The sequence below is a fragment of the Myxococcales bacterium genome, from assembly GCA_016720545.1.
Classification (GTDB): Bacteria; Myxococcota_A; Polyangia; order Polyangiales; family Polyangiaceae; genus JAAFHV01.
Window position 1 is genome coordinate 71,850 of sequence record JADKKK010000015.1, and the last position, 18,115, is coordinate 89,964.

At 72.6% G+C, this 18,115-nt stretch carries 19 protein-coding genes; 9 read left to right on the forward strand and 10 right to left on the reverse strand.

From position 1 onward, the window contains the following. Window positions 1-96 precede the first annotated feature (96 nt). Entirely contained in the window at window positions 97-1,302 is a 1,206-nt protein-coding gene (locus IPQ09_23315; GenBank protein ID MBL0197103.1) for an arginase family protein, read from the reverse strand. 325 nt (window positions 1,303-1,627) lie between these two features. On the opposite strand from IPQ09_23315, the gene IPQ09_23320 reads away from it, so the two are divergent. The 5 genes from IPQ09_23320 to IPQ09_23340 all read left to right on the forward strand — a co-directional run bounded on the left by IPQ09_23320 (window position 1,628) and on the right by IPQ09_23340 (window position 6,021). Then, the gene (locus tag IPQ09_23320; protein ID MBL0197104.1) at window positions 1,628-2,338 is read left to right on the forward strand and encodes a hypothetical protein; all 711 of its coding nucleotides are present in this window, start codon (window positions 1,628-1,630) and stop codon (window positions 2,336-2,338) included. Window positions 2,339-2,446: 108 nt separating this feature from the next. Further along, window positions 2,447-2,875: a hypothetical protein gene (locus tag IPQ09_23325; GenBank protein ID MBL0197105.1), complete on the forward strand. Its 429-nt coding sequence runs from the start codon at window positions 2,447-2,449 to the stop codon at window positions 2,873-2,875. Window positions 2,876-2,968: 93 nt separating this feature from the next. After that, complete coding sequence (locus IPQ09_23330) at window positions 2,969-4,639, forward strand: acyl-CoA dehydrogenase family protein (GenBank protein MBL0197106.1); 1,671 nt, start codon at window positions 2,969-2,971, stop codon at window positions 4,637-4,639. Between the two features lie 135 nt (window positions 4,640-4,774). Continuing rightward, a complete protein-coding gene (locus IPQ09_23335) occupies window positions 4,775-5,107 on the forward strand; it encodes a DUF4398 domain-containing protein (GenBank protein ID MBL0197107.1) in 333 nt (110 codons plus the stop codon). 11 nt (window positions 5,108-5,118) lie between these two features. Beyond that, window positions 5,119-6,021 (forward strand): DUF4398 and OmpA-like domain-containing protein, encoded by a 903-nt coding sequence (locus tag IPQ09_23340; GenBank protein ID MBL0197108.1) that lies wholly within the window; start codon window positions 5,119-5,121, stop codon window positions 6,019-6,021. A 110-nt stretch (window positions 6,022-6,131) separates the two neighbouring features. On the opposite strand, the gene coaD is transcribed toward IPQ09_23340, so the two are convergent. From coaD to IPQ09_23370, 6 genes are all read right to left on the reverse strand, one after another. Continuing rightward, complete coding sequence (gene coaD / locus IPQ09_23345) at window positions 6,132-6,611, reverse strand: pantetheine-phosphate adenylyltransferase (protein ID MBL0197109.1); 480 nt, start codon at window positions 6,609-6,611, stop codon at window positions 6,132-6,134. Next, window positions 6,608-8,017: a hypothetical protein gene (locus IPQ09_23350; protein ID MBL0197110.1), complete on the reverse strand. Its 1,410-nt coding sequence runs from the start codon at window positions 8,015-8,017 to the stop codon at window positions 6,608-6,610. Before IPQ09_23350 ends, coaD begins: the two co-directional genes overlap by 4 nt. Continuing rightward, entirely contained in the window at window positions 8,014-8,871 is an 858-nt protein-coding gene (locus tag IPQ09_23355; GenBank protein ID MBL0197111.1) for a 3'-5' exonuclease, read from the reverse strand. Before IPQ09_23355 ends, IPQ09_23350 begins: the two co-directional genes overlap by 4 nt. 3 nt (window positions 8,872-8,874) lie before the next feature. Continuing rightward, entirely contained in the window at window positions 8,875-10,086 is a 1,212-nt protein-coding gene (locus tag IPQ09_23360; GenBank protein ID MBL0197112.1) for a thiolase family protein, read from the reverse strand. A gap of 86 nt (window positions 10,087-10,172) precedes the next feature. Then, the gene (locus IPQ09_23365; protein MBL0197113.1) at window positions 10,173-11,246 is read right to left on the reverse strand and encodes a polysaccharide deacetylase family protein; all 1,074 of its coding nucleotides are present in this window, start codon (window positions 11,244-11,246) and stop codon (window positions 10,173-10,175) included. A 231-nt stretch (window positions 11,247-11,477) separates the two neighbouring features. Continuing rightward, entirely contained in the window at window positions 11,478-11,735 is a 258-nt protein-coding gene (locus IPQ09_23370; protein MBL0197114.1) for a hypothetical protein, read from the reverse strand. Between IPQ09_23370 and IPQ09_23375 the strand changes: the two genes are divergently transcribed. From IPQ09_23375 to IPQ09_23390, 4 genes are all read left to right on the forward strand, one after another. Then, window positions 11,734-11,949 (forward strand): hypothetical protein, encoded by a 216-nt coding sequence (locus IPQ09_23375; protein MBL0197115.1) that lies wholly within the window; start codon window positions 11,734-11,736, stop codon window positions 11,947-11,949. The genes IPQ09_23370 and IPQ09_23375 overlap by 2 nt on opposite strands. A gap of 76 nt (window positions 11,950-12,025) precedes the next feature. Beyond that, complete coding sequence (locus IPQ09_23380; protein ID MBL0197116.1) at window positions 12,026-12,988, forward strand: LysR family transcriptional regulator; 963 nt, start codon at window positions 12,026-12,028, stop codon at window positions 12,986-12,988. A gap of 64 nt (window positions 12,989-13,052) precedes the next feature. Beyond that, a complete protein-coding gene (locus IPQ09_23385) occupies window positions 13,053-13,436 on the forward strand; it encodes a hypothetical protein (GenBank protein ID MBL0197117.1) in 384 nt (127 codons plus the stop codon). 3 nt (window positions 13,437-13,439) lie between these two features. Beyond that, window positions 13,440-14,309, forward strand: a complete 870-nt coding sequence (locus IPQ09_23390) for a ferritin-like domain-containing protein (GenBank protein ID MBL0197118.1) — start codon at window positions 13,440-13,442, stop codon at window positions 14,307-14,309. Window positions 14,310-14,350: 41 nt separating this feature from the next. Here IPQ09_23390 and IPQ09_23395 read toward each other — a convergent pair whose 3' ends face one another. The 3 genes from IPQ09_23395 to trxA all read right to left on the reverse strand — a co-directional run bounded on the left by IPQ09_23395 (window position 14,351) and on the right by trxA (window position 18,087). Continuing rightward, window positions 14,351-15,499: a metallophosphoesterase gene (locus IPQ09_23395; protein ID MBL0197119.1), complete on the reverse strand. Its 1,149-nt coding sequence runs from the start codon at window positions 15,497-15,499 to the stop codon at window positions 14,351-14,353. Continuing rightward, window positions 15,496-17,622 (reverse strand): serine/threonine protein kinase, encoded by a 2,127-nt coding sequence (locus tag IPQ09_23400; protein MBL0197120.1) that lies wholly within the window; start codon window positions 17,620-17,622, stop codon window positions 15,496-15,498. Before IPQ09_23400 ends, IPQ09_23395 begins: the two co-directional genes overlap by 4 nt. A gap of 141 nt (window positions 17,623-17,763) precedes the next feature. Further along, a complete protein-coding gene (gene trxA, locus IPQ09_23405) occupies window positions 17,764-18,087 on the reverse strand; it encodes a thioredoxin (GenBank protein MBL0197121.1) in 324 nt (107 codons plus the stop codon). Window positions 18,088-18,115: the final 28 nt, after the last annotated feature.

Consider the following 18,115-nt stretch of genomic DNA (forward strand, 5'->3'; position numbering starts at 1 on the left):
GCGGCTCGAGCGCGCCCAGTGCAGCAGGGTCCTTCCGGCCATCCACGTACAGGCCCCGGCCACCGGCGGGTGACGACGCCTCGGCCTCGCCCGTGCTCACCCCGGTGAACGCGGAGTGCCCAGCTTCGAGGGCCGCAGGGTCGTGCGCCGGCACCGCGCGAGCAAGAGCTCGGTGAGGATTCGGCCGGTGGCCATGGCCGCCGCGTTGCGCTTCGTGGGGGCGGTCGCGACTTCCATGAAATCGGCGCCCACGATGCGCAGGGCGCGCGCGGCGGCGTCGACGATGGGGAGCAGCTGCTCCACGCGCAGCCCCCCCGCCACGGGCGCCCCGGTCTCGGGGGCGACCTGCGGATCGAGCACGTCCACGTCGAACGTAAGGTAATACGGCAGGTTACGCGGGAGGCCGCGCAGGACCTGCGCAGGGGAGAGGCCACTGCCCACTTCGCGCGCGGTCACCCACGAGAGCCGACGATCGGGGATCACCCGCTCCCAACCCGTGAGCACTTCGTAGGCGCGCACGCCGACCTGCCGGAGCGCTTTCACCTCGGGTCGCGCGAGCGCGTGGAAGAACACGTTCGCGTGGTTCAACCACGGGGCCGTGCCGTTCAGGTCGAGGTGCGCGTCGAAATGCAGAATACCGATGGGGCCGTGTTTGGCGATCACGGACTCGAGCGCGAAGTGCGTGAGCGCGTGGTCGCCCCCGAGCACGATAGGCACCATCGCGGCGTCGAGGACCGCGTCGACCACGTGTCGGAGGCGCGCCCCCACGGCGTCGAGGCCTTCTTGCGGGAGCGCCTGGAGATCGCCCAGATCGAGCACCCGGACGCCCTCGGTCGAGACGCGTCGTCGCGCGTTCACGTCGAGGAGCGTGGCCGGAAAGCGCCCCTCGGGATCGGTCCCGATCGGCATGGCTGTGCGTATCTCGCGAGGGCCCCCGCGCGCCCCGCCCTCGCACGTGACGCCCAGCTCGAAGGGGGCCCCGACGATCGCGAACGTGCTGTCGCGCCCGCGCGGCGCCGTGTCCAGATCGCGGAGGTAGGTCTTGGCGCCAAACGGCGCGCCCGCGCCCTGCAGCAGCCCACCGCGGAGCACCCCGAGCTTGGCTGGATCCACGAGGACCGCCTGCCGCTGGAGCTCGTCGAGGATCGCCGGGTCGACGTCGAACGACTCGAAGAACGAGGCGACGGTCGCGGGCTCACGAAAAAACGACAGGATCTCCAGGACGTCGTCGGACGCCTCGAGGAGGGTGCCGTGGCTCTGGTTGGCCAGCGTAACACCGCCGGCCCGGCCGTGGCGATGCACGACCAGGCCAGGGAACGTGATCAGCGAGGGCGAGGCGCCGCGACGCCGGCGCGTCACGCGGTGCGGAGGGCGCGCTTACCGGCGCGGACGCCGGTGCGGACGACGAGGGTCACGGACAGCTTGCGGGCCTTCTTGGTGGTCTTCATGGGCTTCGACGGTAGCGCCTCGCGGACGCCGCGCAAGGCGAAAGTGTACTGCCGTGTAGGATACCGGATCTCGGGCGTGCTCGGCCCTCGCGCATCAGAGAGTCTGCCTCCCGATGCATCAATCCGGGGGTGGGCTCGTCCAAGGCCGAGCTTGATGCGCCAAGCAGAAGGAGGGCACGATGCCGGTCACAATGACGACAGCTACGGTTCGCTGGGTGTTTGCGGGAGCCTGGTTGTTCGCTGGAGGAGTCAGCGTCTCCGCGAGCGCGGTCGCGGCTCCACCCCCCGACTGCGGCACCGGCCTCGTGTGCGCGGGTGGCCCGACCGCCGGCGCGAGCGCCTGCCGCCAGCGGAACGCCGCCGCGGCCACGGTCTACTGCTGTCCAGCCGGCCAGCGCATCGACAACGGCAAGTGTGTCGCCTCCGCCCCGGTCTGTGGCCGTGGCCTGTACTGCGCGGGCGGGCCCACGCCTGGCGCGAGCGCGTGCCGCCAGCAAGAGAGCTCGACCCGCGAGGTGTTCTGCTGCCCCGAGGGCCAGCGCATCGAGAACGGCAAATGCCTCGACGCGCGCACCGCCGAGATCACCTCGTTCTACACGGACATCTTGCACCGCGCGCCCGCGCCAGAGTGGCTCGCGCGCCACGTGAACGGGGGCCTCCCCACCGCGAAGGTCCGAGAGTCCATCGCGAAGACCCCCGAAGCACGCGGCCTCGTCAACAAGGCCTACAAGGCGTACCTCGGCCGCGAGGGAGAGGCCGGCGGGCTCGACAGCTGGACGGACCACCTCGTCCGCGGCAAGACGCTCGACTGGGTCTGGGAGCAAATCCGCACGAGCGAGGAAGCGCGCCGCAAGAACGGCGGCCAGCCGCCCCCGGTGACGCTCCGCTGAGCCTCGCGTCGTCGCGAGTCTCGAGGGAGCCGGACGGGAGCCGGGTTGTTCGGGTGACCCTCGTGCGGACTCGACTGCGCGGTGGCTCAAGTTGGGTACACTCCCCTCGTGAGATCCACTGTCGCCCTGGTCCTCAGCGCTTCGCTCCTCTCCGCTGGCGCGCCCGCGCGCGCCGAGCCTCCGCGGGCGGGCCCGCCTTCGGCCGCGGCCGGCGAGCGCCCCTCGAAGGGCACGGGGTTCCTCGTCACCGGCGCGGTGTTCTTGGGTGTCGGCGCGGTGCTGGTCATCGGCACGCCCTCGATCTGCGCCCAGGGAGCCGGCACGGCCACCACCGGCAAGACGAGCGCGGGGTGCGAGCGCTTCGGCTACATCTTGGGCGCCTCGTTCGCGGTGGCGGGCCTCCCGCTCCTCATCGTCGGCATGGTGAAGCGCTCGAACTACAACGCGTGGCTTGCCGAGCACCCGGTCGCGAGCCGCCTGACGGTGTCGCCGCTCGCGGGAGGCGGCGGGGCGCTCGGCTACGCGACCACGTTCTGAGCGCCGGCGCGTCGCGTCAAGACCCGAGCCTCGCGCAGCATTTTCAAGCACGTTTTCCTCGCCCCGCGCGCGAATCGGTAGAAAGATCGCCGGATGGCGTTCTTCCAGACCCCGCCCGAGCTGCCCCGCGCCCTCGACGACGACGCGCTCCTCCTCCGCTGGCTCCGCCGACACATGCCCGGCGACGCGCTCGCGGTGGTCGAGCCCGAGCTCCGCGCGGCGCACGGCGACGCGCTCGCGCTCTACGCGGCATCCCAGGTGGACCCCCACGAAGCGCCGCGCCTCACCTCGTGGGACGCGTGGGGAAAGCGTGTAGACCACATCGAGCTCACGTCGCTCTGGAAAAAAGCCCAGCGCGTGGCCGCCGAGCGCGGCGTGGTGGCCACGGCGTACGAGCGCAAGACCGCGGAGCACTCGCGGGTGCACCAGTTCATGCTCGCGTACGTGCTCGAGCCGTCGTGGCACGTGTACTCGTGCCCGCTCGCGATGACCGACGGCGCCGCCAAGACGCTCCTCGCGTCGGGCAACGCGGCCCTCGCCGAGCGCGCGCTACCACGCCTCCTGAGCCGCGATCCCGCGCGCGCGTGGACGAGCGGTCAGTGGATGACCGAGCGCACCGGCGGCTCCGACGTCGCCATCAGCGAGACCCTGGCGCGCCCCCGCGACGGCGGCTCGTTCACCCTCCACGGCACGAAGTGGTTCACCTCGGCCACCACCTCGGAGATGGCGCTCACTCTCGCGCGCCCCGAGGGCGGGCCGCCCGGCGGCAGCGGCCTCGCGCTCTTCTACGTGGAGACCCGCGACGAGGAGGGCCGGCTGAACGGTCTGCAAATCAACCGCCTGAAAGACAAGCTCGGCACCCGCATGGTGCCCACGGCGGAGCTGCTCCTCGAGGGCACGCTTGCGACGCCGGTGATGGGCCTCCGCGACGGCATCAAGAACATCACGCCCATGCTCGCGGTGACGCGGACGTGGAACTCGGTGTGCGCGGTCGCGGCCATGCAGAAGGCCGTGGGCCTCGCGCGCGACTACGCCCGGCGCCGGGTCGCGTTCGGCGCGCCGCTCGCGGACAAACCGCTCCACGCCGACACGCTGGCGTGGATGGTCGCCGAGACCCACGGCGCGTTCTGCCTCGCGTTTCGAGTGGTCGAGCTCCTCGGCCGCGACGAGGTGTCCGTGGCGACCGACGCCGAGCGGGCGCTCCTGCGTCTGCTCACGCCCATCGTGAAGCTCACCACCGGCAAGCAGGCCGTCGCCGTCGCGAGCGAGGCGCTCGAGGCCTTCGGCGGCGCGGGATACGTGGAAGATACAGGTTTGCCGCAGCTGCTCCGCGACGCGCAGGTGCTCCCCATCTGGGAGGGCACGACGAACGTGCTCTCGCTCGACGTCCTGCGTGTGCTGGGGCGCGGCGCCACCCTCGCGCCGCTCCGCGCGGAGATCGAGCGCGCCACCGCCTCGGCGCCCTCGGGCCTCGAGGTGCCTGCGCGCGCGGCGCGTGAGGCGCTCGCCCACGCGGAGGCCTGGCTCGCGGACACGCTGCAACGAGGGCACGGAGGCGGAGGCGCCCTCGAGGCCGGCGCCCGCCGCTTCGCGCTCACCCTCGGCCGCGCGACGGAGCTCGCGCTGCTCGTCGACGAGGCCGCGCACGCCGAGCGTGCCGGCGAGCTGCGCCTGTCGGCGGTCGCGAGGCGCTTCGCTCGTTCCGCCATCGACCTCGTCGACGACGGGCTCGTCGAAGGGGACGCCGCGCTCATCCTCGGGTGAGCGCGACGTGCCCGAGGAGAGCTCGACCAGGGGCCGCGCCACCCCACACGGCGTGTCTTCTCCGGGTCACCCCGAGGTGGTACCTTCGTGCCCGGGCAGAGGAGCACCATGACCAAATTGTTCTTGCGGTTCGCGTTGTTGGGCGTCGCGGTGGCGTCGGTGGCCTGCGCCGGGAGCTTCCCGCCGCCCTCGGAGCGCCTCTCCTCGGCAGAGGCCGCCTCGCGCAGCGCGCGCGAGATGGGGGCCGAGAAAGATCCCAAGGCGGCGCTCTACCTGAAGTACGCCAACGAGCAGATCGACCAGTCGAAGGCCCTCATCGCGGCCGGTGAGAACCGCCGCGCCGACGAGATCCTCTCGCGCGCCAGCGCCGACGCGGAGCTCGCCCTCCAGCTCGCGAAGGAGCAGACCATGCGCGCCGCGGCCAAGGAGGCCATCGACAAGCTCAAGGCCCTGCGGGCCGGGAAGTGACGGAGCCCACCATGCGCACACCCACGAAGTCACTCGTCCTCTGTCTCCTCGGCTCGGCGGCCCTGTTCGTCGCCGGGTGCGGCGCCGCGCTGCCCCCGAAGGAGCTGCTCGACGCGCGCGCCGCCTACAAGACCGCCACCGAGGGCCCGGCGGCGAAGGAGAGCCTCGTCGAGCTGCACGGCGCCAAGCAGGCGCTCGACTCGGCCGAGCTCGCGTTCCTCGAGAAGGGCGACGGCCAAGAGACCGTCGATCGCTCCTACATCGCGGTGCGAAAGTCCGAGTTCGCGTCGGCCTCGGCGCGCACGGCCGTCGCCGCGCGCGAGAAGAAGGACGCCGAGGACGAGGCGCAGCGCGCGCAGATGGACGCGCTCAAGAAGACCCAGGCCGAGCTCGCGAACGCGAAGAACGATCTCTCCGCGACCAAGAGCGACCTCACCAAGACGAAAGAGGCCCTCGAGCGCGAGGCCGCGGCCCGCGCCGAGGCCGAGAAGCGCGCGGCCATGGCGCTCGCCGACCTGCAGAAGATCGCGGCCGTGAAGAAGGACGACCGCGGCATGGTCATCACGCTCTCGGGCGGCGTGCTCTTCCGCACCGACAAGGCCGATCTGCTGCCGCCCGCGATGGTGCAGCTGAACCAGGTGGCCGAGGCGCTCGTGCGCAACAACCCCGACGCCCGCATCCAGGTCGAGGGCCACACCGACAACCAGGGCCAGGCCTCCCGCAACGACGAGCTGTCGAAGCAGCGCGCCGAGTCGGTCGCGACCTACCTGAAGTCCCGCGGCATCGCGGCCGACCGCGTGAGCGCCGTGGGCCGGGGCTCGTCGAAGCCCGTGGCCGACAACACGAGCGTCGAAGGGCGCGCGCTGAACCGCCGCGTCGAGATCGTGGTCGAGCCCCCGAAAGAGTCGAAGTAGCGGCCGGTCCGGCCGCGCGCGATGTGTGAGGAGTGCGCGGTTACACGTGCACTCTGCATACAATTCACGAGGGTGGAGGCGGCCCGACCGGGCCCGCCGACCGCGCTGCGCTACGCGAACTTCTTGGCCAGCGCCGCGCACACGACCGGCGGCGCGTAGCGCGCCACGTCGCCGTGGTGGCTCGCGATCTCGCGCACGAGCGACGCGGACACGAAGCCGTAGTTCGTGCGCGTGGGCAGGAAGATGGTGTCGATGTTCGGCTGCAGATCCGCGTTCGCGTGGGCGATCTGGAGCTCGTACTCGAAGTCGGTGGCGGCCCGCAGGCCGCGCACGATGATGCGCGCGCCGCTCTTGCGGCAGAACTCGATGAGCAGGCCGTCGAACGACTCGACCGTCACGTTGGGCAGGTCGGCCGACACCTCGCGCAGGAGCCCGAGGCGCTCGTCGGCGGTGAACAGGGGCTTGCGCGTGGCGTGGATGCCGATGGCGACGATCACCCGGTCGAACAGGGCGGAGGCCCGCTCGATGAGATCGCGGTGCCCGTTGGTGACCGGGTCGAAGCTGCCAGCGTAGACGGCGAGGCGGCTCATGGCTTCTTGGCTCCTGGCGCGGGCTTGGCGGGCTTCGCGGCCTTCTCGGGGTTCTTTCCGGCCTTGGGCGGATCGGGTGTCATGGGCGCCGGCGGCGGGCCAGGGTCGGGCGCGCGCCGCTCGGGCCGTGGCCGGGCGGCCTCGGTCATCGCGGGATCGGGCTCGATCCACATGAACCGCCCCCCGTCGCCCAGCGTGACGCGGAACACGGCGAGCAGGCTCGAGCCAAGCACGCCGGCGATGTCCATGTCGAGCTGGGTGCGCAGCTCGGGGAGCTCTTTCGCTTGCATGGCGGGTACTTGCGGCATGTCGAACGAGCCGATGCGCAGGTTCGGGAGGGTGCCCGTGCGCACGTTCGGCGCGCTCGGTTCGGCGGTGAGCTTCGTGGGATCGACGCCGGCCTTTCGGAAGAGGGCGTCGTCGACGGCGAGCGGGAACATCGCGGCCGAGTCGACGAGCATGGGGAAGAAGCCCTCGTCTTTCGTGGCGAGCGTCGCGCGGACGACCATGCCGCCGCCGCGGACGTAGTAGAGCGGCACGCGGCTGCCGTCGGGCGGCGGCGTGGGGTCCGAGCGGCGCACCACGAACTGCGAGCCGCGCCGGTCGAACGTGACGTGCAGGTGGCGGAGCAGGTTCACGCCGAGCATCGCCTTGATGGGCACGCCGAGCTGGTGGGAGATGCCGCTCAGGTCCTGCGTGAAGGCGGGCACGTCCTTCACCTCGACGTCGCCGTGCTCGCCGAAGCGGAGGTTCACCCAGGCGGGCTCCTTGCGGCTCGACGAGTCGACCACGAGCTCACCCACGGCCGTGGACACCAAGCCGAGCACCGGCTCGCCCTCGATTTCGCACGGCACGATGAGCGCGGGGCCCGCCGGAGGCATGGCGACCGCCGCGAGGAGCGCGCCCTCGAGCGCGAACGGGTGCCGGCCCTGGCCGCGCCGCGAGAGCTTCGCGACGTCGCGCGCCCACGGGTCCTTCACCTGCGGATCGCGGAGCATGGTCTCGAGCTCCTCGGCGGTCTGCTCGAGATCGCCCGAGTACCAGAAGGCGCGCCCGCGCACGGCGTGGGCCTCGGTCGAGGTGAGGCCCTCGGTGAGCTTGATGGCCTTCCCGAAGTCGAGCCGGGCGAGCGCGACGCGCGCGGCGAGCACGCGGATCTCCGGGTCCTGCGGCGCCACCTGCACGCCGCTCTCGGTGGCCTGCGTGGCGTCGTCGAAGTCGCCCGCGCGAAAGCTCGCCTTGGCGCGCGTTTGCCACTTGTCGGCGAGGGGCGAGCGCCCGGGCGTGGTGGCCTCGGGCCCACCGCAGGCGACGAGCCCCAGCGCGAGGGACGCGAGCGAGGCGGCGGCGAGCGGGGCGAGCGGCGCGAGCGGGGCGAGCGGGGCGAAGGGCTTCGGCAGAGTCATCGGCTGTCCAGATCGGGTGGGCTCGCGGGGAGAGGCTCGATGCGCAGGATGCGATCGGCCCGGAGCTCCCTCCGGCCCCGCCCGGGGAGCAGATAGCCGATCGCTCGGGGCGGATCCACGTCGGAGAGGATCTCGGTGACGACGACCACCACCTCGCGCGCGGCTTTGCCGGAGGGGCGCACGGCGATTTTCACGGGCAGGCCCGACGCCTGGGCGGCCACGAGGCCCTCCATCACGGCCGCCCGCGCGTGCTCGGAGGGGGTGAGACTTTCCCATAAGTCTCGCGGGGATACGGGGCGAAGGACCTCGACGCAGCGGCGGAAGACCTCGCGGAGCGCGGCGACGTCGCCGCTGGCGCGGTGCGAGCCGTCGGCGTCGAGGCCGAACTGGCCGCGGAGCGCCGCGAGCGAGTGGGTGGGGAACAAAAAAGAGCGCCGCGAGAGCCACAGGGTGTCGATCCAGTGCTCGAGGTTTAGGTCGAGCTCGAGGCGCGCGAGCTCCGCGTGCAGGAAGCGCTGATCCCACGAGGCCGCGTGGGCGACGGGCACCGCGCCCGCGAGCAGCTCGTTCACCCGCGGGGCGAGCTCGGCGAACGTGGGCGCTCCGCGGAGCGCGTCGCAGGTGAGCCCGTGCACCTCGCTCGCGCCGCCCGCGCGCTCTTCGCCCGGCCACACGAGCGACTCGAGGCGCCCGACACATGCGCCCCCCACGACGCGCTCCACGCAGATCTCGACCACGCGATCGCGCTCCACGTCGAGGCCGGTCATCTCGAGATCGACGAACGCGAACGGCGCCTCCGCGCACGGGAGATCCCACGCGGGGTGGGAGGGCGCGGGTCGCCTGCGGTCGGCCATGCGCTACTGGGGCCTCTCCAGCGTCATCGCGATGCCTTGCCCCACTCCGACGCACAGCGCCGCCATGCCGCGGCGCTTGCCGAGCCGCGCGAGGCCGTGGGCGAGGGTCACGAGCACGCGGCAGCCGCTCGATCCGATGGGGTGCCCGAGGGCGATCGCGCCGCCTGTGGGGTTCACGCGGTCGCTCGCGAGCTCGAGGCCGCGGACGCACGCGATCGACTGCGCCGCGAAGGCCTCGTTGAGCTCCACGAGGTCGAGGTCGCCTACACCCCAGCCCGCGCGCGAGAGCGCCTTCTTGCCGGCGCTGATGGGTCCCTCGCCCATGAGGTTCGGCTCGACGCCCGTGGCCGCCTGCGACACGACCCGCGCGAGCGGAGTGAGCCCCTCGGCGGCGAGGACCTCTTCGCTCACGACCGCGACGAGGCTCGCCCCGTCGTTCAGCGGCGAGCTGTTCCCCGCCGTGACGCTGCCGCCCTTGCGGAACACGGGGGCGAGCTTCGCGAGGCCCTCCGGCGTCACGTCGCCGCGGACCGACTCGTCGCGCGAGAAAAGCGCCGTCTCGCCCTTCTTTGTGCCGGGCACGGGGACGGGGACCACCTCGGCGTCGAACGCGCCCTCGGCCCACGCGCGCGCTGCTTTCTGCTGCGACTCCAGGGCGAAGGTGTCTTGCTCGAGCCGGGTGATTCCCCACTTGTCGGCCACGTTCTCGGCGGTCTCGCCCATGCTCTGCAGCGGGAAGCGCGCGGCGAGCCGCGGGTTCTCGAAGCGCCAGCCGAGGCTCGAGTCGAACACCTTGGGGGGCGTGCGTGGGAACGGCTCGTCGGGCTTGCCGAACACGAACGGGGCCCGCGTCATGCTCTCGACGCCGCCGGCGAGCACCACGTCGGCGTCCCCGGTGGCGACGCGTCGCGCGGCGTCGCACACCGCCTCGAGCCCCGAGCCGCAGAGGCGGTTCACGGTGACGGCTGGCACCTCGTACGGGAGACCGGCCAGGAGCGCCGCCATGCGCGCGACGTTGCGGTTGTCCTCGCCGGCCTGGTTCGTGGCCCCGAGCACCACGTGCTCCACGCGCGCCCAGAGGCCCGCGTGGCGCTCGCCCACGGCGCGGAGCAGGTGCGCGGCGAGGTCGTCGGGGCGCACGCTCGCGAGGCCGCCTCGGTGGCGACCGATGGGGGTGCGGAGGGCGGCGGCGAGGTAGACCGGGCGGAGGCTCATCACCCGCGAGGGTACCGTGGGAAGCGCCTCGGCGGCCCGGGAAATGAGCGCAGTCGCGCGAGCGCGCGAGCGCGCGACGGCCCCGCTCATGGCGTGACCGCGATCACCTCCGAGAGCTTCGCGAACGTGCGCCCCTCGGCGCGGAGCGCCGTGACCAGCGCGCGGAGGCCCCGGGGATCGTTCCCCCAGCCGTACGGCCCGCCCAAATGCGCCAGGACCACGGTGGCGTCGAGGCGGGGGTTTCGCCGCGCGAAGGCCAGCACGTGGCGGGTCTGACGCTCCGCGGAGAGGCACGCGGCCCCCGCCTTCACGGCGCGGCAGTCGGGGATGCCCAGCGCGTCGAGGGCCTCCACGTTCCACCCGAAGTGGAACGGATATCCGGCGGCCGCTGCCTCGGTGAGGGCGCGGTCGTCGTACTCCCCGTACGGGGCGCGCCAGTAGGGTCTCAGCCCGGCGTTGGGCGGCGGCGCGTCGCCGTAGATCGCGCGCACCGCCGCGCGCCACCCGCGCGCGAGCTCGTCGAGCTCGCGGGTCCACGGGGTGCGCGTGTTGCCGTGAGGGTGGGTGTGCGTGTGGTTGGCCACCTCGTGGCCGTCGTCCAGGATGCGGCCGATCATGCGCAGCGTCGCGTCGTTCGGCGGCGTATCGGCGCGCGCCGGGGTGGTCTTGAAGACGAACGGCCCCGCGATGAAGAACGTGGACTTCACGCCGAGCTCCCGCAGCGCGTCGAGCACCGCGAGGCCGCTCGCCTCCGGCACCCAGCCGCAGTCGAATGTGAGCGCGACCTCGGGGCTCGCGCCTCGCCGACGAAAATACGTGTACTTTGCAGGGTCGACGACGGTCGTCGCGTGGGCGTAGTGGTCGTGGGTGTCCACGTAGCGCACGGCCCGCCCCTCGGGCGCGGCGCCGCCGGCCACGTCCGGGCCTCTCTCGCCGTCGGCAGGCGCGGTGCGGGGAGACTCGGGCGCGATCGTCGCCTCGCGCGGCTCGGCCACGATGGGCTCCGGCACGCGGGTCGCGCGAGGTAGCGCGAGCGCCCCGAGCAGCAGCGACAGCGCCCCGGCGAGACCGAGGGCGCGCGTGGCGCCTTCGCGCAGCGGCGAGCGCGGCGAGCGTGGCGAGCGCGGCGAGCGCGGCGAGCGCGGAGGCGAGGACACCATGGGCGAGTATGCCCGAGTACGCCGCGCGCCGAGGCGGGATTCCCAGGGCCCCGAAGGGCCCACGAGCGGAGCGCGCTCCGCGCCTACTCGGCCCGGCGACCGGGAGCCGCTCGTCGACGCGCGCGCGTGCGGGCTCGTGGGCTGCGCGCTGGGCGCGAGGACTCCGGCGAACGGCTCAATTAACGAACGTGACCTGCGCGCGTGGCGGCTCGCCGCGGAGTCCCGCCGCTCTTACGGGCGGCAGCCGCGGCTGTAATTCGCGCACGACGGAGGACAGTCACTCGGATCGCACCGCGTGTTGCCCGACACGCCGCACGGAGGCACGCACTTGTCGGTCTGGCAGGTGCCCAGGTTCTTCCGGTTGGGGTACACCGAGAAGGTCGCGGGATCGACGCAGCGCGCGGACGTGTCGATCGGGTTGTCGATGCAGAAGAGGCAGTCGGGATCCTTGTCGCAGGCTTGCATCTCGGCGCAGCAGCGCTCGCGCATGCAGTCGAAGCAGCCCGCGGTGGTCGCCGACGTGATGTTGGCGAGCGAGCAGGCCGCCGCGCCGCTCGTGCTGCTCGTGCTCGGGGAAGGGCTCCCGCCGCCACCGCCTCCGTTCGTGGTGCTGCTGCAGCCGGCGACCCACGCACACGCGCCGACGACGAACAACAGCGCTCTCGACCAAACCTTGCCGCTCCCCATGCTTCCCATCGCTTGAGCTTACCCCGAGCCAAGCGTCGCGCCAGAGGCCTCTATTGGCGCGCCATCGCGCGCAATGTGGCAGCATTGTTCTCGTGGACACACCCGTGAGCTTCGAGGGCGTCACCACGTTCCTCGCCGTCGCCGAGACCCTCAGCTTCACGAAGGCGGCCACCCGCCTCGGCATCGCGAAGTCGGCCGCGAGCCGCCGGGTCGCTGACCTCGAGGACGCGCTCGGCGTGCGGCTCCTCCACCGCACGACGCGAAAGCTGCACCTCACCGACGCGGGCGCCGAGTACGCGGCGCAGGCGCGTCGGGCCGTTGGGGTCCTGAACGACGCGAACGAGGCCGTGCGCGATCGTGGCGACGCGGCGAGGGGCCGCGTGCGCATCACCGCGCCGGCGGATCTGGGCGCGACCTACCTGCCGAGCGTGCTCCAGAGCTTCAGGAGGAAGTACCCCGAGATCTCGATCGACGCGGTGCTGGCCTCGCGGCGCGTGGACCTCGTCGCCGAGGGGATCGACCTGGCGCTCCGGTTCGGGGCTCTCGAGGACTCGTCGCTCGTGGCTCGCAAGATCGCGACGGCGGCGTCGTACTTCGTCGCGAGCCCGGCGTACGTGGCGCGCCGGGGCGTGCCGGCGACGCTCGCGGACCTCGCCGCGCACGATGTGGTGCTCTTCCGTGCGCCGCGCGGGACGCTGCGCGTCGAGCTCGAGTCGTGCGATCGGCGCGGCCAGACCGAGGCCGTCGAGCTCCGCGCGATGCTCACCGGCGACGATCTCTCGTTCGTACACCGAGCCGCGCTCGACGGCGCGGGGCTCGCCCTCTTGCCGTGGTTTCTCGTGGCGCCGTACGTGGAGAGCGGGCGGCTCGTGCAGGTGCTCCCGCGCTACCGAGCGCGCGGGGCCGACGGGCACCTCGTGTATCCGTCCTCGCGCCTCCTGTCGAAGCGGGTCGCGCTGCTCATCGAGCACCTGCTCGCGGAGCTGAAGGCGCTGCGCGCCGAGCCCTCGGACCGGGCGCCGCGCGCGAACGCGAACGCGAAGGCGAAGTCGTGAGCCGCGCGACAGGGCGCCGGCGAAGCGCTAAGCTCGCCCCGTGCTACCGCACCGACTCGCGCGATTGTCTCGACTGACCCAGGGCCTCGCCCTCGTGGGCCTCGGGGTCTCGGCCTCGGCCTGCGCGCCCGCGCCGGCCAAAGAGCCCGCGCCGCCCGACGGCGAGCTTCACATCAACGCGCCCCCGACGCCGGCTACGGGCACGGCCGCGCCGACGGCCACGCCGCTCCCCTCCGCGGTCGTGGCGGAGACCGCCGACGCCGGGCCTGCCCCCGCGCTGCCCCTCTACGTCAACTCGCCGCCGCCCGACAAGCCGGCGCCGCCAGTGCGTCCCGGCCCGCCCGAGCGGGCGCCGCTGCCCGACCACGTCAACTCGCCGCCGCCCTCGAAGCCGGCGCTGCCCAAGCGCGTCAACTCGCCGCCGCCCTCGAACCCCTCGACCAAGTAGCGCGTGACCGCTTCGCGTGAGCTCTCGCTGGTGCGGCTCAGCGGCGAGGCGCTCGCGCTGACCGACGTCCACGAGCAGATCGTTCGGCCTCGCAAGGGCGTGGTGGAGTGGGACACGTTCGAGCGCTCCCTCTACGAGCCCGAGGCGCTGCGGCGAGCGGCGGACCTCTGGGAGTGCCGCGCGGTGCAGGAGTACGCGTCGCTGGCGCTCTTCACGCAGCTCGCGTCTCAGCTCCACCTGCTGGGCGCGCCGCTCGACTGGTCCGGCGCGTTCGCGCGAATGATCGCGGACGAGACCCGCCACACGGATCTCTGCCTCCGGATGTGCGACGCGATCGGCCACCCCGCCGTACCGCGTGTAGACGCCGACACGCTCCATTTGGCCGTGTCGAGCTCGCTCCGCGCGCACGTGCGGCACACCGTGATCGCCGCGTTCTGCGTGGGCGAGACCCTCAGCGGGCGCATGTTCCGCCGCGCCCTGCACCACACCACCGTGCCGCTGGCCCGGCAGGTGGTCTCCGCGATCGTGGTCGACGAGACATTCCACGGCGAGCTCGGCTGGGAGCTCGCCGCGCTGCTGATGCGCCCCGGGGCGCCGGACTTCGAGCGCGAACGACAGGCCCTCGCCGACGGCCTGCCCAGCATGTTCCGGCACTACGCGCGCCTCTGCTGCGCGAGCGGCGGTGCGGCGTGGGCTCGGCGCGCTCCTGAGACCGACCCCGGTCCGAACTTCGGCACTCTCAGCGACGCGGGCTACGCGCGCGCGTTCTTCGACGGGCTCGAGCAAGACGTCGTGCCGGGGCTCGTGGCCATCGGGCTCCCCGAGGCCGAGGCGGCCTACGAGGCGCTCGAGGGCGATCTGAAGCGGGTGTGACGCGCGGAGCCTCGCCCCGCGCCGCGCTCCTCGACGGGCCGCTACGTCGCCGCGCGGAGCGTGAGCCTCACCACGGCCGGCGCCGCGCCGAGGCGGATGGGCGGGCCCGTGGTGCCGAGACCCGGGTGCACGTAGAGCGTCGCGTCGCCTTCGCGGTACACCCCGACGTTGAACGTGTGGGCGAGGGTCGCGAGCGAGAAGCGCCTGGCGAGGAAGGGCACGGCGATCTGGCCACCGTGGGTGTGCCCGGAGAGCGTGACGTCGACCCCGCGGGCGGCGGCCTTGGGGAACATCTCGGGGTCGTGCGCGAGCAAGACGCACGGCACGCCGGCGGGGCGCTCGGCGAGGGCGAGGTCGAGGTCGGCGCGCCGGGTCCAGGTGTCGTCGATCGCGGCCAGGTAGAGGCGCGCGTCGCCGCGCGTGAGGACGAGGCCCTCGTTGCGGAGCACGCGCGAGCCGCCCGCCTTCAGCAGCGAAACGAGCGGCTCGCCTTCGCCAAAATAGTCGTGATTTCCCATGGTTACATACACGCCGTCGCGCGCGCGGAGGGCGCTCACGACCCGCGCGATGTCCTCGTGGAACGCCGTGCCGCTCGTCACCAGATCGCCCGTGACGACGGCGATGTCGGCGCCGAACGCGTTCGCCGCGCGCACCCAGCGGTGACCCCACTCCTCGGGGGTGAGGGCGCCGATGTGGAGATCCGAGAGGTGCGCGATGGTGAAGCCCTCGAACGCGGGCGGCAGGTCCTTCACCCGGACCTCGATGTGGATCTCCTGGAACACGCGCCTTCGCACGAGCACGCCGTAGGTGCACACCACGAGGCCGACGACGTAGACGACGAGGAAGCCCGAGGGAGGCACGCGCACGTCACCCACGGCGAGGCCGCCGAGGGGGCGGAGCACCAGGTAGAGCAGGTCGGGCACGAGCGTGAACACGCACGCGCACCAGTGCACGAAGTACGGAATGCGGAGGAAGCGCACGCGCCACGCGGGCGATTTGCGGTCGTCCAGGCCGCTTCGCACGAGCGCGACCATGCCCGCGTAGCCCACCAGCGTCACGAGCGCGGAGCCCGCGATGGGGAACGGCGCGCCGGCCAGGGCGAGCGCCCCGTAGGCGGCGGCGAAGAACCCCACGTGGGTGATGGCCGTGGCGACGAGCAGCGCCTTGGCGATGCGGCTGAGGCGTGTCAAACGAGGATGCGCCCTTCGACCAGCGCGCCGTCGGTGGTGACGGCGCGCACGGCGCTCTCGTTGGCGAGCACGGCGAGCACGTCGCCACGCGCCGGCAGCTCCGCGACCATACGGACCCAGGTCGTGGGGATGCCCGGCCCCGCCGTGCGTCGGACGATGCGGCCCGCCGCTCCGCCGGCCCAGGCCGAGGCGTCTGGGGCGATGGAGAGCGAGAGGAGATCGCGGGTGGTCTGCACGGTCTCGAGCGCGCCCTCGAACGGCGTGCGCACGAGGAGCGCGTGACCGCCGTCGCCCACGGTCACCGCCGAGCCGTCGGGGAGCGCGGCGATCGCCCGCAAATTCCCGTGGCAGAGGCTCGCGACGAGCGTTCCCCGGTCGAGCTCGGGCAGGCACTTCACGAGCGCGCCGCGGTGGCCGCACGCGATCGGCTCCCCGCCGACGCGCGCGATGTCGTCGAGGTGAGCGACCTCCGCGCAGGTCACCATGGCGTCGACGCGCCCCTTCACGATGCGGGTCGCGACGCCGACGGTGGTCTCTCCACGGGGGACCCGGCCCACGAGCCACGTCGAGCCGTCGGGGAAGCGGCGCGCGCCGCGGAACGACATGCCCGGCTCGGCGAAGTGGAGCGTCAGCGTCGAGCCCGTGGGCGCGACGATGAGGGCGAGCGAGCCTTCGCCGAACACGAGCAGCTCGCCGCCCTCGAGCCACAGCACGCCGCGCGCGGCGCGGGGATCGATCTCCGGCGGGAGCGCGACGGGCGTCCACCGCCCGCCCCCCCACACGACTACGCCGAAGGCGCCCAGCGTGGCCACGAAGCCGCGGTTCGACAGCGCGGCGTGGCGGAGCGTCATCGCGCGCGGCGGGGTGACGAGCGTCACGAACGTCCATGCGTCCGGCCGCGCGGCCACCGTCTCCGCGACGCGCTGCGGTCGCGAGAGGGACGCGACGCTGGACGCACGGGCCGCGCTGGGCGCGCTGGACGCGCTGGACGCGCTGGACGTGCTCGGCAGGCTCGGCGTCGACGCGCGCTGGGCCTCGTCGGGCCGTCCACCCTCGATCGAGTCGGCGAGCAACGACCGGTACGCCCCCGAGGGCGACGAGTTCGGCGAGGTCGCCTCGAACGGCGAGACGAGGCTGCGGGGAGCGCGCTCCAGATCTTGGAGGGGGGCGAGGGCGTGGTCGAGCTCGGCCACGAAGGCCCGCACGCTCTCCTGGCGGTGGGTTGGGTCGGCCGAGAGGGCCTTCGCGAGCACGTGGTCGACGTCGTGCAGCAGCTCGCGGTGTTGGGCGAGCTCGGCGGGGAGCGTCGTGAGACGCGCAAGCTGCGGTCGCGCGCCGCTCAGGATGCGCGTGACGATGATGAGCGGGTTCTCGCCCTGGGTGAACGGGAACGCGGCCTTGCCTGACAGCATCTCGTACGCGAGGGCGCCCAGCGCGAAGACGTCGGTACGGGTAGAAACGCGAGCGTTTCCACGCTCATACTGCTCGGGCGGGGCGTAGCCGAGGGAGGCCCCTGCCAGCGCCGAGGTGCTGACGAGGTTCAGCTCGGCGAGCTTCACCAGGCCGAAGTCGGTCACCTTGGCGATCTCGGTGCCGGCCTCGGTCGACAGCAGGATGTTCGAAGGCTTCAGATCGCGGTGCACCACCTTCTGCTGGTGCACGGTCTCGAGCCCCTGCGCGACCTGCCGGAGGACGCGTCGCGCGCGCCGAACCGCCAGGGCGCCGGTGGACTTCAGGACCTGCTCGAGCGTGGGACCATTCACGAACTCGAGCACCGTGAACGGGATCGCGATGACGGGCCCTCCGTTCGGGGAGACCTGCGCCACCGCGTGGTCGTAAAAGCGCACCACGTGCGGGTTCGGCAGCATCGACAGCATGCGGAGCACCTCCGCCTCCTGCTGAAACCGCCGGAGCGCCTCGAGGCTCACGGTGTCGGGGCGGAGCACCTTCGCGAGCACCGTCACGCCCTCGGGATCGTTCCACCGCGCGCGGAACGCCCAGCCCTGCCCGCCCTCGCCGACGCAGTCTTGAAGGTGGTACGTCACGCGGCCGGAGCCGGTGAGGACCTGTCCGACGAGCGCGTCGCGGAGTGACGCCATGCGTGGGTCCGAGCGGGCGGACATGCTGCGGAGGATACCTGAACGTCGACGCCCGCGCGTCGAAGGACCGCGTGAGCGCGCAAATGGTGCGGAAATGACGCGAGGCCCGCGGTCGAGGTCGACGCGCAGGCCCCGTGGCGCGCTGGCTAAGCTAGCCCGGTGCGATCACGCCTCCAGGAGCTTGATGAGGGTCTCCTTGTTGGTGACCCCCACGTGCTGGCCCTTCTTCTCGCCGGCCTTGAAGACCAGAATGGTCGGCACGCTGCGCACGCCGAAGCGCTGCGTGATGCGCGGCGCGTCGTCGATGTCGAGCTTGGCGACCTTGTATTTGCCTACGTTCTCGTTGGCGATCTTCTCGACGATGGGCGTCAGCATCTTGCACGGTCCGCACCAGGTCGCGGTGAAGTCGACGAGCACGGGGATCGAGGAGCTCGTAACCTCCGAGTCGAAGTTTTCGTCGGTGAGCTCGATGACGTTGTTTCCGGCCATGGACGGATCTCCTTACGAACCTAGGTCG